At 71.9% G+C, this 16,027-nt stretch carries 12 protein-coding genes, 3 tRNA genes and 1 pseudogene; 8 read left to right on the forward strand and 8 right to left on the reverse strand.

Translation table 11 applies throughout. The features are described 5' to 3' along the window. Positions 1 to 87 precede the first annotated feature (87 nt). The 3 genes from purL to purS are packed head-to-tail and all read right to left on the reverse strand — an operon-like array spanning position 88 to position 3,292. A complete protein-coding gene (gene purL / locus ACFXAZ_RS37335) occupies positions 88 to 2,346 on the reverse strand; it encodes a phosphoribosylformylglycinamidine synthase subunit PurL (protein ID WP_384600797.1) in 2,259 nt (752 codons plus the stop codon). Then, a complete protein-coding gene (gene purQ, locus ACFXAZ_RS37340; protein WP_384600800.1) occupies positions 2,343 to 3,023 on the reverse strand; it encodes a phosphoribosylformylglycinamidine synthase subunit PurQ in 681 nt (226 codons plus the stop codon). The genes purL and purQ overlap by 4 nt, the downstream gene beginning before the upstream one ends. Further along, positions 3,020 to 3,292: a phosphoribosylformylglycinamidine synthase subunit PurS gene (gene purS / locus ACFXAZ_RS37345; protein ID WP_384600803.1), complete on the reverse strand. Its 273-nt coding sequence runs from the start codon at positions 3,290 to 3,292 to the stop codon at positions 3,020 to 3,022. Before purS ends, purQ begins: the two co-directional genes overlap by 4 nt. Positions 3,293 to 3,570: 278 nt before the next feature. Here purS and ACFXAZ_RS37350 point away from each other — a divergent pair, with 278 nt between their 5' ends. The 8 genes from ACFXAZ_RS37350 to ACFXAZ_RS37385 all read left to right on the forward strand — a co-directional run bounded on the left by ACFXAZ_RS37350 (position 3,571) and on the right by ACFXAZ_RS37385 (position 8,403). Beyond that, a complete protein-coding gene (locus ACFXAZ_RS37350; RefSeq protein WP_382682286.1) occupies positions 3,571 to 3,888 on the forward strand; it encodes an Lsr2 family protein in 318 nt (105 codons plus the stop codon). A 167-nt stretch (positions 3,889 to 4,055) separates the two neighbouring features. After that, a tRNA-Gly gene (locus ACFXAZ_RS37355) sits at positions 4,056 to 4,127 on the forward strand. 80 nt (positions 4,128 to 4,207) lie between these two features. Next, a tRNA-Gly gene (locus tag ACFXAZ_RS37360) sits at positions 4,208 to 4,283 on the forward strand. 180 nt (positions 4,284 to 4,463) lie between these two features. Then, positions 4,464 to 5,453: an ABC transporter ATP-binding protein gene (locus ACFXAZ_RS37365; protein WP_384600806.1), complete on the forward strand. Its 990-nt coding sequence runs from the start codon at positions 4,464 to 4,466 to the stop codon at positions 5,451 to 5,453. Beyond that, positions 5,450 to 6,271 carry an ABC transporter permease gene (locus tag ACFXAZ_RS37370; RefSeq protein WP_384600809.1) on the forward strand — a complete coding sequence of 274 codons (822 nt, stop codon included), beginning with the start codon at positions 5,450 to 5,452 and terminating at the stop codon, positions 6,269 to 6,271. Before ACFXAZ_RS37365 ends, ACFXAZ_RS37370 begins: the two co-directional genes overlap by 4 nt. A 34-nt stretch (positions 6,272 to 6,305) precedes the next feature. After that, positions 6,306 to 7,604, forward strand: coding sequence for a sensor histidine kinase (locus tag ACFXAZ_RS37375; protein WP_384600812.1), 1,299 nt, complete (start codon positions 6,306 to 6,308; stop codon positions 7,602 to 7,604). Further along, a complete protein-coding gene (locus ACFXAZ_RS37380; protein ID WP_384600814.1) occupies positions 7,604 to 8,209 on the forward strand; it encodes a response regulator in 606 nt (201 codons plus the stop codon). The genes ACFXAZ_RS37375 and ACFXAZ_RS37380 overlap by 1 nt, the downstream gene beginning before the upstream one ends. 118 nt (positions 8,210 to 8,327) lie before the next feature. Beyond that, a tRNA-Gly gene (locus ACFXAZ_RS37385) sits at positions 8,328 to 8,403 on the forward strand. Between the two features lie 39 nt (positions 8,404 to 8,442). Here the strand turns inward: ACFXAZ_RS37385 and ACFXAZ_RS37390 are convergent. From ACFXAZ_RS37390 to ACFXAZ_RS37410, 5 genes and pseudogenes are all read right to left on the reverse strand, one after another. Next, positions 8,443 to 9,342 carry a phosphoribosylaminoimidazolesuccinocarboxamide synthase gene (locus ACFXAZ_RS37390; protein WP_384600817.1) on the reverse strand — a complete coding sequence of 300 codons (900 nt, stop codon included), beginning with the start codon at positions 9,340 to 9,342 and terminating at the stop codon, positions 8,443 to 8,445. A 165-nt stretch (positions 9,343 to 9,507) separates the two neighbouring features. Beyond that, positions 9,508 to 11,031 (reverse strand): N,N-dimethylformamidase beta subunit family domain-containing protein, encoded by a 1,524-nt coding sequence (locus ACFXAZ_RS37395; RefSeq protein WP_384600820.1) that lies wholly within the window; start codon positions 11,029 to 11,031, stop codon positions 9,508 to 9,510. 287 nt (positions 11,032 to 11,318) lie between these two features. After that, a complete protein-coding gene (locus ACFXAZ_RS37400; protein WP_384600823.1) occupies positions 11,319 to 13,469 on the reverse strand; it encodes a hypothetical protein in 2,151 nt (716 codons plus the stop codon). A 273-nt stretch (positions 13,470 to 13,742) separates the two neighbouring features. Then, positions 13,743 to 15,014 (reverse strand): phosphoribosylamine--glycine ligase, encoded by a 1,272-nt coding sequence (purD, locus tag ACFXAZ_RS37405; RefSeq protein ID WP_384600826.1) that lies wholly within the window; start codon positions 15,012 to 15,014, stop codon positions 13,743 to 13,745. A gap of 140 nt (positions 15,015 to 15,154) precedes the next feature. Beyond that, positions 15,155 to 16,027 (reverse strand): annotated as a pseudogene (locus tag ACFXAZ_RS37410) (DNA polymerase III subunit gamma and tau); the annotation flags it as partial.

Below are 16,027 nucleotides of genomic sequence, written 5' to 3' on the forward strand. Positions count from 1 at the left end.
CCAAAACAAAAACCCAACACACACCCGCCCCCCCCCCCCCCCGCCCCCCCGCCCCCCCCCCCCCGGCCCGATCGACGCGTATGCGCGTTACGCCAGCAACGCCGGGATCGTCCCCTCGTGTGCCTCGCGCAGCTCGGGCAGGGACAGGGCGAAGTGGCCCTGGACGTCCACCGCGTCACCGTCGATGACACCGATGCGGGTGACCGGGAGGCCCCGGGCGCCGCACATGTCGTTGAAGCGGACCTCTTCGGAGCGGGGGACGGCGACGAGCGCGCGGCCGGCCGACTCGGAGAGAAGGAAGGTGAACGCGTCCAGGCCGTCCGGGACGATCAGCCGGGCGCCCTTGCCGCCCAACAGCGCCGATTCCACGACCGCCTGGATCAGACCGCCGTCGGACAGATCGTGCGCGGAGTCGATCATGCCGTCGCGGGAGGCCGAGATCAGGATCTCGGCGAGCAGGCGCTCGCGCTCCAGGTCGACCTCGGGGGGCAGTCCGCCGAGGTGGTCGTGGACGACCTGCGACCAGGCCGAGCCGCCGAACTCCTCGCGGGTGTCGCCGAGGAGGTAGAGCAGCTGGCCCTCCTCCTGGAAGGCGACCGGGGTGCGCCGGGCCACGTCGTCGATGACGCCGAGGACCGCGACGACCGGCGTCGGGTGGATCGCCACCTCGCCCGTCTGGTTGTAGAGGGAGACATTGCCGCCGGTCACCGGGGTGCCGAGCTGCTGGCAGGCATCCGCGAGACCCCGTACGGCCTCGGCGAACTGCCACATCACCGCCGGGTCCTCCGGCGAGCCGAAGTTCAGGCAGTCGGAGACGGCGAGCGGCTTGGCGCCGGTCGTCGCCACGTTCCGGTACGCCTCCGCCAGCGCGAGCTGGGCGCCCTTGTAGGGGTCGAGCTTGGCGTAGCGGCCATTGCCGTCCGTGGCGAGGGCCACGCCGAGGCCGGTCTCCTCGTCGATGCGGATCATGCCCGAGTCCTCGGGCTGGGCCAGGACCGTGTTGCCCTGCACGAAGCGGTCGTACTGGGAGGTGATCCAGGACTTCGACGCCTGGTTGGGGGACGCGACCAGCTTCAGGACCTGGTCCTTCAGCTCGGCGGCGGTCGCCGGGCGGGGCAGCTTGTTCGCGTCGTCGGCCTGGAGGGCGTCCTGCCAGGACGGGCGGGCGTAGGGGCGCTCGTAGACCGGGCCGTCGTGCGCGACCGTGCGCGGGTCGACGTCCACGATCTTGCCGCCGTGCCAGAAGATCTCCAGCCGGTCGCCGTCGGTCACCTCACCGATGACGGTGGCGATCACGTCCCACTTCTCGCAGATCTCCAGGAAGCGGTCCACCTTCGCCGGCTCCACGACCGCGCACATGCGTTCCTGCGACTCGCTCATGAGGATCTCCTCGGGCGAGAGCGTCGAGTCGCGCAGGGGTACGTCGTCCAGGGTGACGCGCATACCGCCCGAGCCGTTCGAGGCCAGCTCGGAGGTGGCGCAGGACAGGCCGGCCGCGCCGAGGTCCTGGATGCCGACGACCAGCTTCTCGGCGAACGCCTCCAGGGTGCACTCGATGAGGAGCTTCTCCTGGAAGGGGTCGCCGACCTGGACGGCGGGGCGCTTGGAGGGCTTGGCGTCGTCGAAGGTCTCGGAGGCGAGGATCGAGGCGCCGCCGATGCCGTCGCCGCCGGTCCGGGCGCCGTACAGGATGACCTTGTTGCCCGCGCCGGACGCCTTCGCGAGGTGGATGTCCTCGTGCCGCATGACGCCGATACAGCCCGCGTTGACCAGCGGATTGCCCTGGTAGCAGGGGTCGAAGACGACCTCGCCGCCGATGTTGGGCAGGCCCAGGCAGTTGCCGTAGCCGCCGATGCCCGCGACGACGCCCGGCAGGACGCGCTTGGTGTCGGGGTGGTCGGCGGCGCCGAAGCGCAGCGGGTCCACGACCGCGACCGGGCGGGCGCCCATCGCGATGATGTCGCGGACGATGCCGCCGACACCGGTGGCCGCGCCCTGGTAGGGCTCGACGTAGGAGGGGTGGTTGTGCGACTCGACCTTGAAGGTGACCGCGTAGCCCTGGCCGACGTCCACGACGCCCGCGTTCTCACCGATGCCGACGAGCAGGGCGTCGGACTGCGGGGCCTTCTCGCCGAACTGGCGGAGGTGGACCTTGCTGCTCTTGTACGAGCAGTGCTCGGACCACATGACCGAGTACATGGCGAGTTCGGCGCCGGTCGGACGGCGGCCGAGGATCTCCACGACCCGCTCGTACTCGTCCTTCTTGAGGCCGAGTTCGGCCCAGGGCAGCTCGACATCCGGGGTCGCGGTCGCGTGCTCGACCGTGTCCAGGGGAGTCCGGCTCATGCGGTGACCAGCTTCTTGAGGATCGAGGTGAAGAAGGGGAGGCCGTCGGTGCGGCCGGTGCCGATGAGCGGCTCGACGGCGTGCTCCGGGTGCGGCATGAGGCCGACGACATTCCCGGCCTCGTTGGTGATGCCCGCGATGTCGCGCAGGGAGCCGTTGGGGTTGACGTCGAGGTAGCGGAAGACGACCCGGCCCTCCGCCTCCAGCATGTCGAGGGTGCGCGCGTCGGCTACGTACCGCCCGTCCATGTTCTTCAGCGGGATGTGGATCTCCTGCCCGGCCGTGTAGTCACTGGTCCAGGCGGTGTCCGTGTTCTCCACGCGGAGCTTCTGGTCGCGGCAGACGAAGTGCAGATGGTCGTTGCCGAGCATGGCGCCGGGCAGCAGATGGGCCTCGGTGAGCACCTGGAAGCCGTTGCAGATCCCGAGCACCGGCAGTCCGGCCCGCGCCTGCTCGATGACGGTCGCCATCACCGGCGAGAAGCGGGAGATGGCACCGGCGCGCAGATAGTCGCCGTAGGAGAACCCGCCGGGCAGCACCACGGCGTCGACCTGCTGGAGGGAGGTGTCCTTGTGCCACAGGGCGACCGGCTCGGCACCCGCGTGCCGGATCGCGCGCTGGGTGTCACGGTCGTCGAGGCTGCCCGGGAAAGTGACGACGCCAATACGAGCGGTCACTTCGCGGCCCCCGCGACTTCCGCCGCCTCTTCGACCTTCACCGTGAAGTCCTCGATCACCGTGTTGGCGAGGAAGGATTCCGCGAGATCGTGGATACGGGCGAGCGCCGCGTCGTCGACCGGCCCGTCAACTTCCAGTTCGAATCGCTTTCCCTGACGTACGTCGGAGATCCCGTCGAAACCCAGGCGGGGCAGCGCACGCTGGACCGCCTGGCCCTGGGGGTCGAGGATCTCCGGCTTGAGCATGACGTCGACTACGACGCGTGCCACGGGCACTCCCGGTGTGTGGTGCTGAGCAGGTTCCTACAGTTGGCTTCAGACTACCCGTACAAAATTTCTACGCGCGTCGACTTGTAGGAAGCTACGTGAGAACGGTCACGGCCCCGCGTGGGAGCCGCTGTTCGCCAAAATTTCCGGGAAAGATCCCGGATCGACACCCGATACCTATTGCGTTCGGACACGCGGAAGGATTTAGTCGAGCCTCGCAATACATTGTCGGGCACTGTACAAATGAATTGGCAACGTGCCGCACGAAGGGACCGATATTCGTGGCGCAGAAGGTCGTGGTCACGCTCTTTGACGACATCGACGGCTCGGAAGCGGCGGAAACGATCGCCTTCGGACTCGACGGCAAGTCGTACGAGATCGACCTGAATGAAGCCAATGCCAAGAAACTGCGTAAGGCGCTCGCGCCCTACGTGGAGGCGGGCCGCAAGCGATCGAGGTCCGGCCGGGCGTTCAAGCAGACCGAGATCGCTCCCGACCCGGCCGCCGTACGCGCCTGGGCCCAGGCGAACAAGATGGACGTGCCGGCCCGTGGCCGGATCCCCAAGAGGGTCTACGAGGCGTTCGCCGCCGCGCGCTGACGCCTGCCCGGCCATCGGGCACCGCTGGGTGCCTCGGGTGCCGTCGGGTGCCTCAGGGTCCGTCAGCGGGCCCTGGGAGCAGCCGACTTGCGCTACCCCCCTGCTGATCAGCTAATGTCTGGAGCACGCCACCGAGCGGGGCCGAAAAGCCCAGCTCAGAAGGTCGCGCGGGTGTAGTTCAGTAGTAGAACATCCCCCTTCCAGGGGGAAGGCGCAGTGTGCAATCCCTGTCACCCGCTCTGCATGGCCGTCCCGACCACTCAATTGGATCAGGTAGGCTGGTGCACGCGCCGATCGGTGAGAGCCGGTCGGAGGCAATGCGGACGTAGCTCAGTTGGTAGAGCGCAACCTTGCCAAGGTTGAGGTCGCGAGTTCGAACCTCGTCGTCCGCTCCAGGAAAGACAGATGAAACCCCCGGTTCCACCGGGGGTTTTTTCGTATGCGCGCCTGTATCGGGCTCACATGCACCGGACTCGCGTGTATCGGGCTCACGCTTATCCGGATCTGACATTTGTCATGCCGAGTGATGACAGCGCGCACTGCCGGCGGGGCCCGGCCGCCGGGAAGCTGACGTCATGGAAACCAACGAGCACGTGATCGAGGTCACCGGGCTGCGACGGGTGTACGGGGGCGGGTTCGAGGCGGTGCGGGGGATCACGTTCTCCGTGGACCGGGGCGAGATCTTCGCGCTGCTGGGCACCAATGGCGCCGGCAAGACATCCACCGTGGAACTGCTGGAGGGACTCGCCGAGCCGAGCGAGGGGCAGGTGCGCGTCCTGGGGCGTGACCCCTACCGCGAGCGGTCCTTCGTACGGCCCCGGACCGGGGTGATGCTCCAGGAGGGCGGGTTTCCGTCCGAGCTGACCGTGGCCGAGACGGTCCGGATGTGGGCGGGCTGTGTCAGCGGGGCGCGGCCCCACCGGGAGGCGCTGGGGCTGGTCGGGCTGGCCGACAAGGGGGACGTACGGGTCAAGCAGCTGTCCGGCGGTGAGCGGCGGCGGCTGGATCTGGCGCTGGCGCTGATCGGCCGGCCCGAGGTGCTGTACCTGGACGAGCCGACCACCGGGCTGGACGCCGAGGGGCGCCGGGACACCTGGGAACTGGTCGCCTCGCTGCGTGACACCGGCACCACCGTGCTGCTGACCACGCACTATCTGGAGGAGGCCGAGTCCCTCGCCGACCGGCTGGCGATCATGCACAAGGGGCGGATCGCGGTCACCGGGACCCCGGCCGAGGTGACCGCCGCGCAGCCGTCCCGGATCTCCTTCGAGCTGCCCGACGGCTACTTCCTCGGCGATCTGCCGCCGCTGGCCGAGCTGGGCGTGGACGGGCACGAGGCGCACGGCAACGTCGTACGGCTGCGGACCATGGATCTTCAGCGGGCGGCCACCGGGGTGCTGGTGTGGGCCTCGCGGGCGGGGGTGGAGCTGCGCCGGCTGGATGTGCGGTCGGCGTCGTTGGAGGAGGCGTTCCTGGGGATCGCCGAACGGGCCGCGGCCGAGGGATCAGAGGGCTCAGCGGGCGCGCAGGACGCGAAGACGACGACGGTGGGGGTGACCCGATGAGCACGAGCACGACGCGGACGCCGGTCCGGGGGAGCACGGCCGGGCGGGGCGGTACGACGACGGCCGCCGGGCGCCTGGGCGCGCTCGCGCGGGCCGAACTGACGCTGCTCGGGCGCAGCCGGGCCACGCTGGTGACGGCCGTGTTCGTGCCGCTGGTGGTGCCGGTCAGTCTGCGCAGCGCCGCCGGGGAGATGGACCTGGAGGCGAACGGCCTGGACATCGGCACCATGCTGCTGCCCGCCGCGATCGGCCTGTCCCTGCTGTTCGCCGTCTACGCCGCGCTGACCGGGGTGTACGTGGTGCGCCGCGAGGAACTGGTGCTCAAGCGGCTGCGCACCGGGGAGCTGCGGGACAACGAGATCCTGGTCGGGGCCGCGCTGCCGTCCCTGGCGATCGGGCTCGGGCAGTCGGTGCTGCTGGCGGTGTTCTGCGCGCTGCTGCTCGACATGGAGGCGCCCAAGGCGCTGCCGCTCGCCGTGCTCGGGGTGCTGCTGGGGCTGGTGATGTGCGCGGCGCTCGGCGCGGTCACCGCCTCCTGGACGCGGACCGCCGAGAGCTCCCAGGTGACGAGCCTGCCGCTGCTGTTCGTGTCCATGATCGCGTCGGGGGTCACCGTGCCGCTGGAGCTGCTGCCGGACCGGGTGGCCGCGGTGTGCGAGCTGCTGCCGCTGTCGCCGGTGGTGACGCTGGTGCGCGGGGGCTGGACCGGGGCGCTGTCGGGCGGCGAGGTGCTGGCGGCCGTCGTGACCGCGTTGGCCTGGACGGTGCTGTCGGTGTTTGCTGTACGGCGATGGTTCCGGTGGGAGCCGCGGCGATGAGGACCTACTGAGGATCTTGCTGAGGATCACGGACATGAGCGGGACCGACGGTTGGTGGCGGAGCAAGAGCACGCCGGCGAAGGTGGAGACGTACACCCGCTGGTCGTTCCATCTGTTCACGGTGATGGAGATCGTGTTCTTCGGGCTGCCGCTGTTCGGGCTGAAGGGGTTCGGGAGTCCGGAGACCGCCGTCTGGGTGTGTCTGATGGTCACCGCGCACGCGCTGTACGGCGGGGTGAACGCGTCGCGGTCGCTGAGCTGGGTGTGCGGGCGGCGCCGCAGGCCGGTGGGGACGATGTGGGGGCTCGGGGTCGCCACCGTAGCGATCGCCGGCGCCTGTCTCGCCCTCGCCGGTGCCGACACCGGCGATGCGGACGCCCGCGCGGGGCTGGGCGCCGTGGCCGGCGGGGTGCTGATCTTCGGGGTCGGGTCGCTGACGATCACGATGCGCCGGCGGCGGCACAGCGCGTATCTGGTGACCGGGTTCACGCTGGGTATGGCCGTGCTGTCGTGGGCGGTCGGGGCATCCGGGCAGTCCGTGCTGACCACCACGCTCACCACCCTGCTCGGCGGCGCATTCCTCTCCGTCACCTCCTTCTTCTCCGTCTGGCTGCTGAACGCGGTCTACGAGCTCGACGCCGCCCGCGAGACCCGGGCGCGGCTCGCGGTCGCCGAGGAGCGGCTGCGGTTCGGGCGGGATCTGCACGATGTCCTCGGCCGCAATCTCGCGGTGATCGCCCTCAAGAGCGAGCTGGCGGTGCAGTTGGCGCGGCGGGAGCGGCCGGAGGCCGTGGAGCAGATGATCGAGGTGCAGCGGATCGCCCATGAGTCGCAGCGCGAGGTGCGCGATGTGGTCCGCGGGTACCGGGAGGCCGAACTGGGCGTCGAACTCGCCGGTGCGCAGGGGGTGCTGGACGCGGCGGGGATCAGTTGCGAGGTGCGCGGGGAGGCGCTGGCGGGCGGGCTGCCGGGCGCGGTGCAGTCGGCGCTCGGCTGGGTGGTCCGCGAGGCCACCACCAATGTGCTGCGGCATGGGGACGCGGAGTGGTGTTCGGTGGGGTTGCGGATGCGGGAGGGGGGTGCGGTGCTGACTGTGGAGAACGATGGGGTGGGGAAGGGTAGTGGGGGGAACGGGGGAAAGGTGAGTGGCTCGGGGCACGGTGGCGGGGGATCCGGAGGCGCGGGGTCCGGGCTTGCCGGGCTGCGGGAGCGGCTGGCCGCCGTGGGCGGGACGCTGGAGGCGGGGCCGGTCGGCGGGGGGCGGTTCCGGCTGGTGGCGGAGGTGCCGTTGGAGACGCCGGTGGGGGTCGGGGTCAGTGAGGGCGTCGGGTGATGGTCAGGGTGTTGCTCGCTGATGACGAGCATCTGATCCGTGGGGCGCTGACCGCGCTGCTGTCGCTGGAGGACGATCTGGTGATCGTCGCCGAGGCCGCGAGCGGGCCGGAGGCGCTGGCGATGGCGCGGGCGCACACACCCGACGTGGCGGTGCTCGATCTTCAGATGCCGGGCGCGGACGGTGTGAAGGTCGCCACATGGCTACGGGCCGAGCTGCCCGACTGCCGGGTGCTGATCGTCACCAGCCATGGGCGTCCGGGGCATCTGAAGCGGGCGCTCGCGGCGGGTGTGCGGGGGTTCGTCCCCAAGACGGTGAGCGCCCAGCGGCTCGCCGAGATCATCCGGACCGTGCACGCCGGAAACCGTTACGTCGACCCCGATTTGGCCGCCGACGCGATCTCCGCCGGGGACTCGCCGCTGACCGTGCGCGAGGCCGAGGTGCTGGAACTGGCGGCCGACGGGGCGCCGGTCGCGGAGATCGCGGAGCGGGCCGCGCTGTCGCAGGGGACCGTACGGAACTATCTGTCGTCGGCCGTCTCCAAGCTCGGGGCGGAGAACCGGCATACGGCGGTGCGGATCGCGCGGGAGCGGGGTTGGGTATAGTTGCAGTCGCGCCACGGCATTTCGGTGTCTCGGTATTTCGATGCCGGAGCACTTCGGGGCCCAGTACTTCGGTGTTGCAGCACTTCGATGCCGGAGCATTTCAGTGGTACAGCGTGATGCGGACGTAGCTCAGTTGGTAGAGCGCAACCTTGCCAAGGTTGAGGTCGCGAGTTCGAACCTCGTCGTCCGCTCCAGTAGGGCCCCCGGTTCCCGGGGGCCCTTTTTGCTGCGCGCTACGCCCAGCTCATACCCGTGAGCCGCTCGTACGCCTCCACGTACTTGGCGCGGGTGGCGTCCACGATCCGCTGGGGCAGCGGCGGCGGGGGCCGCTCGCTCTTGCGGTCCCAGCCGGACTCCGGCGAGGTCAGCCAGTCACGCACGAACTGCTTGTCGTACGACGGCTGCGCGCGGCCCGGCTGCCAGGTGTCGGCCGGCCAGAAGCGGGAGGAGTCCGGGGTCAGCACCTCGTCGGCGACGACCAGCCGCTCCCCGTCGTACCCGAACTCGAACTTGGTGTCGGCCAGGATGATCCCGCGCTCGCGGGCGATGTCCCGGCCGCGGGAGTAGATCGCGAGGGTCGCCTGGCGCAGCTCGGCGGCGATGTCGGCGCCGACCTGGCGGGCTACCTCCTCGTACGGGACGTTCTCGTCGTGCTCGCCGACGGCCGCCTTGGTGGCGGGGGTGAAGATCGGGGCGGGCAGTTCGCTGCCGTCGGCCAGGCCCTCGGGGAGGGCGAGGCCGCAGACCGTACGGGACGCGTTGTACTCGATGAGGCCGGAGCCGGTGAGGTAGCCGCGGGCCACGCACTCGACCGGGACCATGCGCAGGGACGTGCAGACCAGGGTGCGGCCGGCCCACTCGGCGGGGGCGCCGGGCGGCAGGTCGGTGCTCAGGACATGGTTCGGTACGAGGTCGGCGAGCTGGTCGAACCACCAGAGGGAGAGCCGGGTGAGGATCCGGCCCTTGTCGGGGATCTCGGTCGGCAGCACCCAGTCGAAGGCGGAGATGCGGTCACTGGCGACCATCACCAGCTCGCCCGCCGCGTTCTGGTACAGCTCGCGCACCTTGCCGGTGTGCAGATGCACCAGGCCCGGGACCTGGAGCGGCTCGGGCTTTTCTACGAATCCGGACACGGTTGTTCTCCGTCCTGGTGTCCAACGGGTTCGATTGTCCCGCATGGGGGGTGAGGGCGGGGACCGGGGGCGTCGGGAGGGGTGCGGGGGGGGCCGTGCGGGGGCGGTGCGGGGGGCGCTTCGGGGGGTGGTGATGGCCTTCGCCGCGGATCTCGGTCGCGGATCTCAGTCGCGTTTGCAGATGCGGTCGAGGAGGTTGGCGGTCGCGCGCTGGACGCGGGCGTCGACATGGCCGGGGCGGTCCAGGGCCGGGGACCAGGCGAAGGTGCCGGAGGCGAAGACCAGGGCGCCGGAGGGGGCGCGGTACAGAGAGGTCTCCTGGTGGCGCAGGGTGCCGTCGCCGTCGGTGTACGGGGAGTGGGCGAGCAGGGTGCGTTCGTCGTGCTCGGGGAGCGGGGTGCGCGGGAAGTAGCGGTCGGCCTCGCCCGCGACCAGGCCGGGCAGCTCGTCGCCCTCGTGCGCGCCGGTCGCCTCCCACAGCCAGTGCCCGGCCTTGCGCACGATCAGCGGATGCGGCTCGGGCACCCGGCCCGCGTACTGGATGCCGATCGTCTGCTGTTCCGCGCGGTCGATCTCCCGCCACAGCAGGGGGCGGCCGGGCCCTTTGCGTTTGCGGCAGATCAGCAGCCGGTCGGCGACGCCGGACGCGGACGCGGCCAGGTCCACCTGCCAGTACATGGTGTTGGCGGAGAGGAAGACGAGGGACGTACCGCTGTCGCGGGCCAGCTCGACGGTCCGGCGCATGTTCGCCGACCAGTACTCGTCGTGGCCGGGGAAGACCAGGCCCCGGTAGCGGGTGGGGTCGATCCGGCCCGCGTGCAGATCGCGGGCGTCGGCGTAGGCGAGGTCGTAGCCGTACCGCTCGGCCCAGCGGATGAAATCGTAGGCGTGGCCGACATGCATCGGGAGGCCCGCGCCCGCGTAGGGGCGGTCGAAGGAGACGGTGGTGGCCGCGTCGGCCTCGCCGAGCAGCCTGCCCTCGTCGTCCCAGGCGTGGTAGAGGCTGGCGCCCGTGCGGCCGTCCTCCGGGTAGAGGTTGTACGCCTGCCAGGTGATGTCGGGCAGCAGGAGCAGCAGATCGGCCGGGTGGCTGTCGCGGACGGTGAAGGGGATGTGCGAGCGGTAGCCGTCGGCGGTGGTCAGCACGGCGACGTACGCGCCGATGCTCCAGTACGAGGGGATCTGCAAGCGCCAGGACAGCCACCAGTGGTGGCAGGAGACCGTGCGGTCGGCGGCGAGCGGCGGGGGCTGCACGATGCCGGACAGCCGGGGGCTGGTGGTGATCTTCGCGGCGCCGTCACCGCCGTAGTGGCCGATGCGGTAGATGTCGACGGCGAATTCCTGGGGCGGGTCGACGGTGATGTGGAAGTCCACCGCCTCGCCGGGCGCGACGGCGCCGGTGGAGATGAAGCCCTTGATCTGGCGGTGTACGTCGTCGGCTGAGCGGGGGGTTGAGGTGGGAGTGGGGGTGGGGGTGGGTCTGGGGGTTGTGGTGAGGGAGGTGGCTTGTGGGGGCTGGTGGGGGTCGGTGCCGTCGACCCGGTCGACGTACCAGGGGACCACGTGGCCGGAGTCGTCGAAGTAGGTCTCGCTGCCGCGCAGCCAGGGGACCGGGCCCTGGCCGAAGGGGTCCGACACCGCGTGTGCCAGCGCTCCCGACTCCCAGCGGCGGACGCGTTTCGACACCATGATGCTCCCCTCCCCTGCCCCCGTATGTGTAGGTCGTACGCGCTTGTGCGTAGGTCGTACGCACTTGCCATGTGCGCGATCGGCCCCAGCACATCACATTGCGCACTTGATCCGTCACGGTTCGTCTTCGATTGGTCGAAAGTGGATGACGGGGTTCCGGTTGGTGGGGGGTGGGGCGATGTGGGGCGAAGTCGTGCGGGGTGGGGAGGTGCGGTGCGGAATGGGTGTGGAGCGGTGTGGCGTGGTGTGGGGGTGGCGTGGAGCGGTGTGGTGCGGTCTGGGGTGGGTCAGACCAGCCGGACGGGCTTCTCCGGGCGTATGCCCACCTTGGTGAGCCAGCCGCGCAGGGGGGCCGGGTCGCCGTGCTCCAGCAGGCTGAGGACCTTCGGGGTGAGGTCGGTCGAGCGCTCGCCCGCGACCATCAGCGACGGGCCGTCGAGCCAGTCCAGACCGGGCTTGGCACCGGCGGTGTCCATCGCGGCACAGCACACCATCGCGGTGACATGGTCGGCGAGCAGCTCGCGCGGGCTGCGGGGCGGCTGGAGCGGGAAGAGGGGCAGGGTGCCGTCGTCCCAGAGGTCGGCGCCGGGGAGGGGCGCGGTGGCACGGGCGTCGGCGGCCTGGGCGGAGGTGGCGTCCTGGGCGGCCTGCGCGGCGTGGGCGGCTTCCTCGCGGGCGAGTTCACTGCTCAGGCGCTCGGCGAGGGTGGTGCTGCGGGCCGTGGTGGTGGGGATCAGGTCTTCTTCGGGGAAGGGGTCCTGGGAGGGGGCTTCCTCGGGGGTGTCGGTGGGCACGTCGGTGGGCGACGGAGGGTCCGTGACCGTACGGGAGTCGCTGGGCGACGGGGAGTCGGGGGCCGTATGCGGGTCGATGGGCGACGGGGAGTCCGTGACCGTATGCGTGTCGCTGGCCGGCGGCCGATCCGTGACCGGTGGGGAGCCCGTGGCCTCGTCGGTGGCCGTGGTGGGCCGGGAGCGGGAGTCGTCGGGCTGCTGGGCGGGGCGCGGCCCGTGGGTGGTGGGTGTGGCCGGGGCGGGGGTCGGCTCGGGGTGCGGGGCACGGGTGGGGGCGGACTCCGGGGCGGGCGTCGGCTCGGGGTGCGGGGCACGGGTGGGGGCGGACTCCGGGGCGGGTGCCGGCTCGGTGAGGTGGCTGAGTACGCGGTCCAGGGTGGGGGCGTCGGAGTGGGGGCCGCCGGCGCGGCGGACGCCGAGGGCGTCGAGGACGCGGTGGAGCCGGGCGGCGTCCGTACGCCATTTGCGGTCCACGACCTCGTCCGGGTACTCCTGCCAGTCCACCGGCGACCAGTCCGGGCCGGGCTCGGCGGGGCCGCCGTGGAAGAGGCGGGCGGCGAGGAGCGAGGTGGCCTCGTCGATCACGCCCGGCTCTTCGAGCAGATCGCAGGCGGGGCGCTCGCCGAGGCGGGAGGCGAAGCCCTCGGCCAGCCGGTCGCGGCGGGACAGCTCGGTGAGCGCGGCGACCACGCCCGCGTCCAGCCGGGACGGCCAGCGGCCCATCCGCCAGGCGGGCAGCGCGACCCGGGTGAGCAGCCGGTCCCAGCCCGCGTAGGCGAGGCCGACCTGTTCCTGGGCGACGATCCGCAGCCCGTAGTCCACGGCCTGGGCCCGCTCGGCCGCCGCGGCGGCGACCCCGCGCTCCATCTCGGCCGCGTGCACCCGGCAGGCGCGCAGCAGCATCCTGGCCACCGAGCCGATCCCGGCGAGCACCGCGCGGGAGACCGGATCGCGCCCGGCGGTCGCGGTGACGGCCACGGCGGCGTCCAGCCCCCGGACGAAACGCCGGGCGGCGGCTATGTCGGGGTGCGCGGAGGGTCCCGTACCCGCGACGACCGGGGCGAGGACCGCGCGCAGCTCGCCGACGCGCATCCACCACAGGAACGGGGAGCCGATGACGAGGACGGGCGCGGCGGAACCGCGGCGGTGGGGGCGGCCGACGCCCGCTATCTCGTCGGCGTGGCCGGACGGGGGCGCGCCGCCCTGGGCCGGATGCGTACGGTCCTCCAGCCAGCTGTCGCAGTCCGGGGTGAGCGCTATGGCGGAGGGCGCCGGGACGTCGAGCCGGTCGGCGAGATCGCGCACCAGCCGGTAGAGATCCGGGGCGGACCCCTCCGGGATGGCGACCGTCGGCGTCACGGCGGGGCGCGCGCGGGCGACGACCAGGGCGATGACCCCGGCCGCGGCGAGCACCAGGACGGCGAGCACCCCGGCGACCCAGCGGGCGATGTCCCAGCCCTCTCCGACGAACTGTCCGGTGGAGCCGCCGGCGAGCAGGATCACCGCCGCGGCGGCCGGCAGCAGGGCCACGGCCAGCGCTCGGCTGCGCACCCGCAGTACGGCCAGCGCCCGGGCCCGCGCGCTCTGGGATCCTGTCTCCGCTCCGATGCCTGTCACGACCGGACCTCGCCCCCTCCCTGCCATCCTGACGCTTTCCTGGCGTTGCTCACTCCCCCACTGTGGCACCCGCCACTGACATCGCAATGCCGGTGGGCCAAGTGCCGGAACGCTTGCGCCGCACCCTAGTTGGGGGTCGGGCCCCCGTCAGCCGGATGGGGGACCGGTCACTCGATGGAATGGCTTTGGGGAGAGGTGGATGACACAGGGCAAGGATCAGGCCCCGATTCCTGAGACGGAATCGGGGCCTGGGGGGTTCACTGGGGGCACTGGACGCCGCTCGGGCTCCGGCCCTTCCGCTCAGGCCTGGGCCTGGGGTCGGGCTCCGGCCGCCGCGCCGGCCGCGATGTCCGTACGGTGCTGGGAGCCGTCGAGGTTGATGCGGGCGAGGGCGCGGTAGACGCGCTCGCGGGCCTCGGTGAGGTCGTCGCCGGTCGCGGTGACCGACAGGACCCGGCCGCCGGCGCTGACGACGGCGTCACCGTCGCGCTGGGTACCGGCGTGCAGGACATAGGCGTACGGGGCGTCCTGGGCGGCGATCTCGTCGAGGCCGGTGATGGGGTCGCCGGTGCGCGGGGTGCCGGGGTAGTTGTGGGAGGCGACGACGACGGTGACGGCCGCGTCCTCGCTCCAGCGCAGGGGCGCCAGATTGCCGAGAGTGCCGTCGGCGGCGGCGAGCAGGACGCCGGCCAGCGGGGTCTTGAGGCGGGCGAGGACGACCTGGGTCTCGGGGTCGCCGAAGCGGGCGTTGAACTCGATGACCCGTACGCCGCGCGAGGTGATCGCGAGCCCGGCGTAGAGGAGCCCGGAGAACGGGGTGCCGCGCCGGCGCATCTCGTCCACGGTCGGCTGGAGCACGGTCTCCAGCACCTCCCGGACCAGCTTCGGGTCCGCCCAGGGCAGCGGGGAGTACGCACCCATGCCGCCGGTGTTCGGGCCCTGGTCGCCGTCGAGGGCGCGCTTGAAGTCCTGGGCGGGCTGGAGCGGGATCACCGTCTCGCCGTCGGTGATGGCGAAGAGGGAGACCTCGGGTCCGTCGAGGAACTCCTCGATGACCACGCGCTCGCACGCGTTGGCGTGCGCCCGGGCGGCATCGAGGTCGGGGGTCACGACGACGCCCTTGCCCGCGGCGAGACCGTCGTCCTTGACGACGTACGGGGCGCCGAAGGCGTCGAGCGCCTCCTCGACCTCCTCAGGATTCGTGCAGACGTACGAGCGACCGGTGGGAACTCCGGCCGCCGCCATCACGTCCTTGGCGAACGCCTTGGAGCCTTCCAGCTGCGCGGCCTCCTTGGAGGGGCCGAAGACCGGGATACCGGCCTCGCGCACGGCGTCGGCGACGCCCGCGACCAGCGGCGCCTCCGGCCCCACGATCACCAGCCCGGCACCGAGCCGCCCGGCCAGCGCGGCCACGGCGGCGCCGTCCAGCGCGTCCACCGGGTGCAGCTCGGCGACCTCGCCGATACCGGCGTTGCCGGGCGCGCAGTACAGCGCGGTCACGGCGGGATCGAGGGACAGGGAGCGGCACAGGGCGTGTTCGCGGGCACCGCTGCCGATGACGAGGACCTTCACGGGGGTCAGCCTAGCCGCAGCGGGCGGGGGGTCTTGGTGAGGGCTGCCGAGGGGGTGGGGGTGGTGGGGTGGTGGGTTTCTCCTAGTGGGGCGGGTTGGGCCGGTGTTTCCACTCGCTACTTGTCTTCACTTGTCTTCTCTTACTCGTTGGTGAACTCGTCCAGCACTGTGGCCCCCAGCTCCCGCACGATCAGCTCCTGACCCGACAGGGCCGACTCGTCGAGATCGGGGTCGTCGTCCTCCGGCATGTCGTCCTCGGGGGCGACGGGGTCGGGGACGCGGGCGGGGGCGGGTGCGGCAGGTCTGGGGGCGGGCGGGTTGGCGGAAGCGGCCGGGGCGGAAGCGGCTGCCGGTTGGGAGGGGGCCGCGGCCTGGGGGGAGGGCGGCGACTGCACGGCCGTGACGCCACCCCCGTAACCGCTGGTGGGAGCGCCGCCGCCGTAGCCTCCGTTGCCGCCGCCACCGGAGAATCCGGAGCCGCCGGCACCGCCGGACCCGCCACCGCTGCCACCACCGGTACTGCCGCCGGCGAAGGCGGCGCCGCCCGATGGGCCGGAGCCGAAGGAGCCGCCGGAGGGGGGCGGGGCGGAGCCCCCGGACGGGTCGACGGACGCTTCGATCTTCCAGTTGACGTTGAACTGCTCGACGAGGGCCTGCCGCAGTACGTCCTCGCTGCCGCTGCCCGCGAAGTTGTCACGGGCGCCGGCGTTGACGAAGCCGAGTTGGAGGGTGGTGCCGTCGAAGCCGATGACCTGGGCGTTCTGGCTGAGGAGGATCCAGGTGAAGCGACGGCGGTTCTTGACCGCCTCCAGGATGTTCGGCCAGAGGACGCGGGGGTCGAGCCCCCCGGGGGGGGGGGGGGGGATAGGGGCGGGGGCGCTCGCGGCGGGCGGGGAGGGAGCGGCCGGGGATACGGGGGGCGTGGGGGATGTGGGGGTCGGGGAGACCGTCGTAGGACGGCCGCCACCGCCGGCGGGCGCGGCGGTGGGCCAGCCGCCGGGGCGACGGCCGCC

The organism is Streptomyces sp. NPDC059477, assembly GCF_042749375.1.
GTDB lineage: Bacteria > Actinomycetota > Actinomycetes > Streptomycetales > Streptomycetaceae > Streptomyces.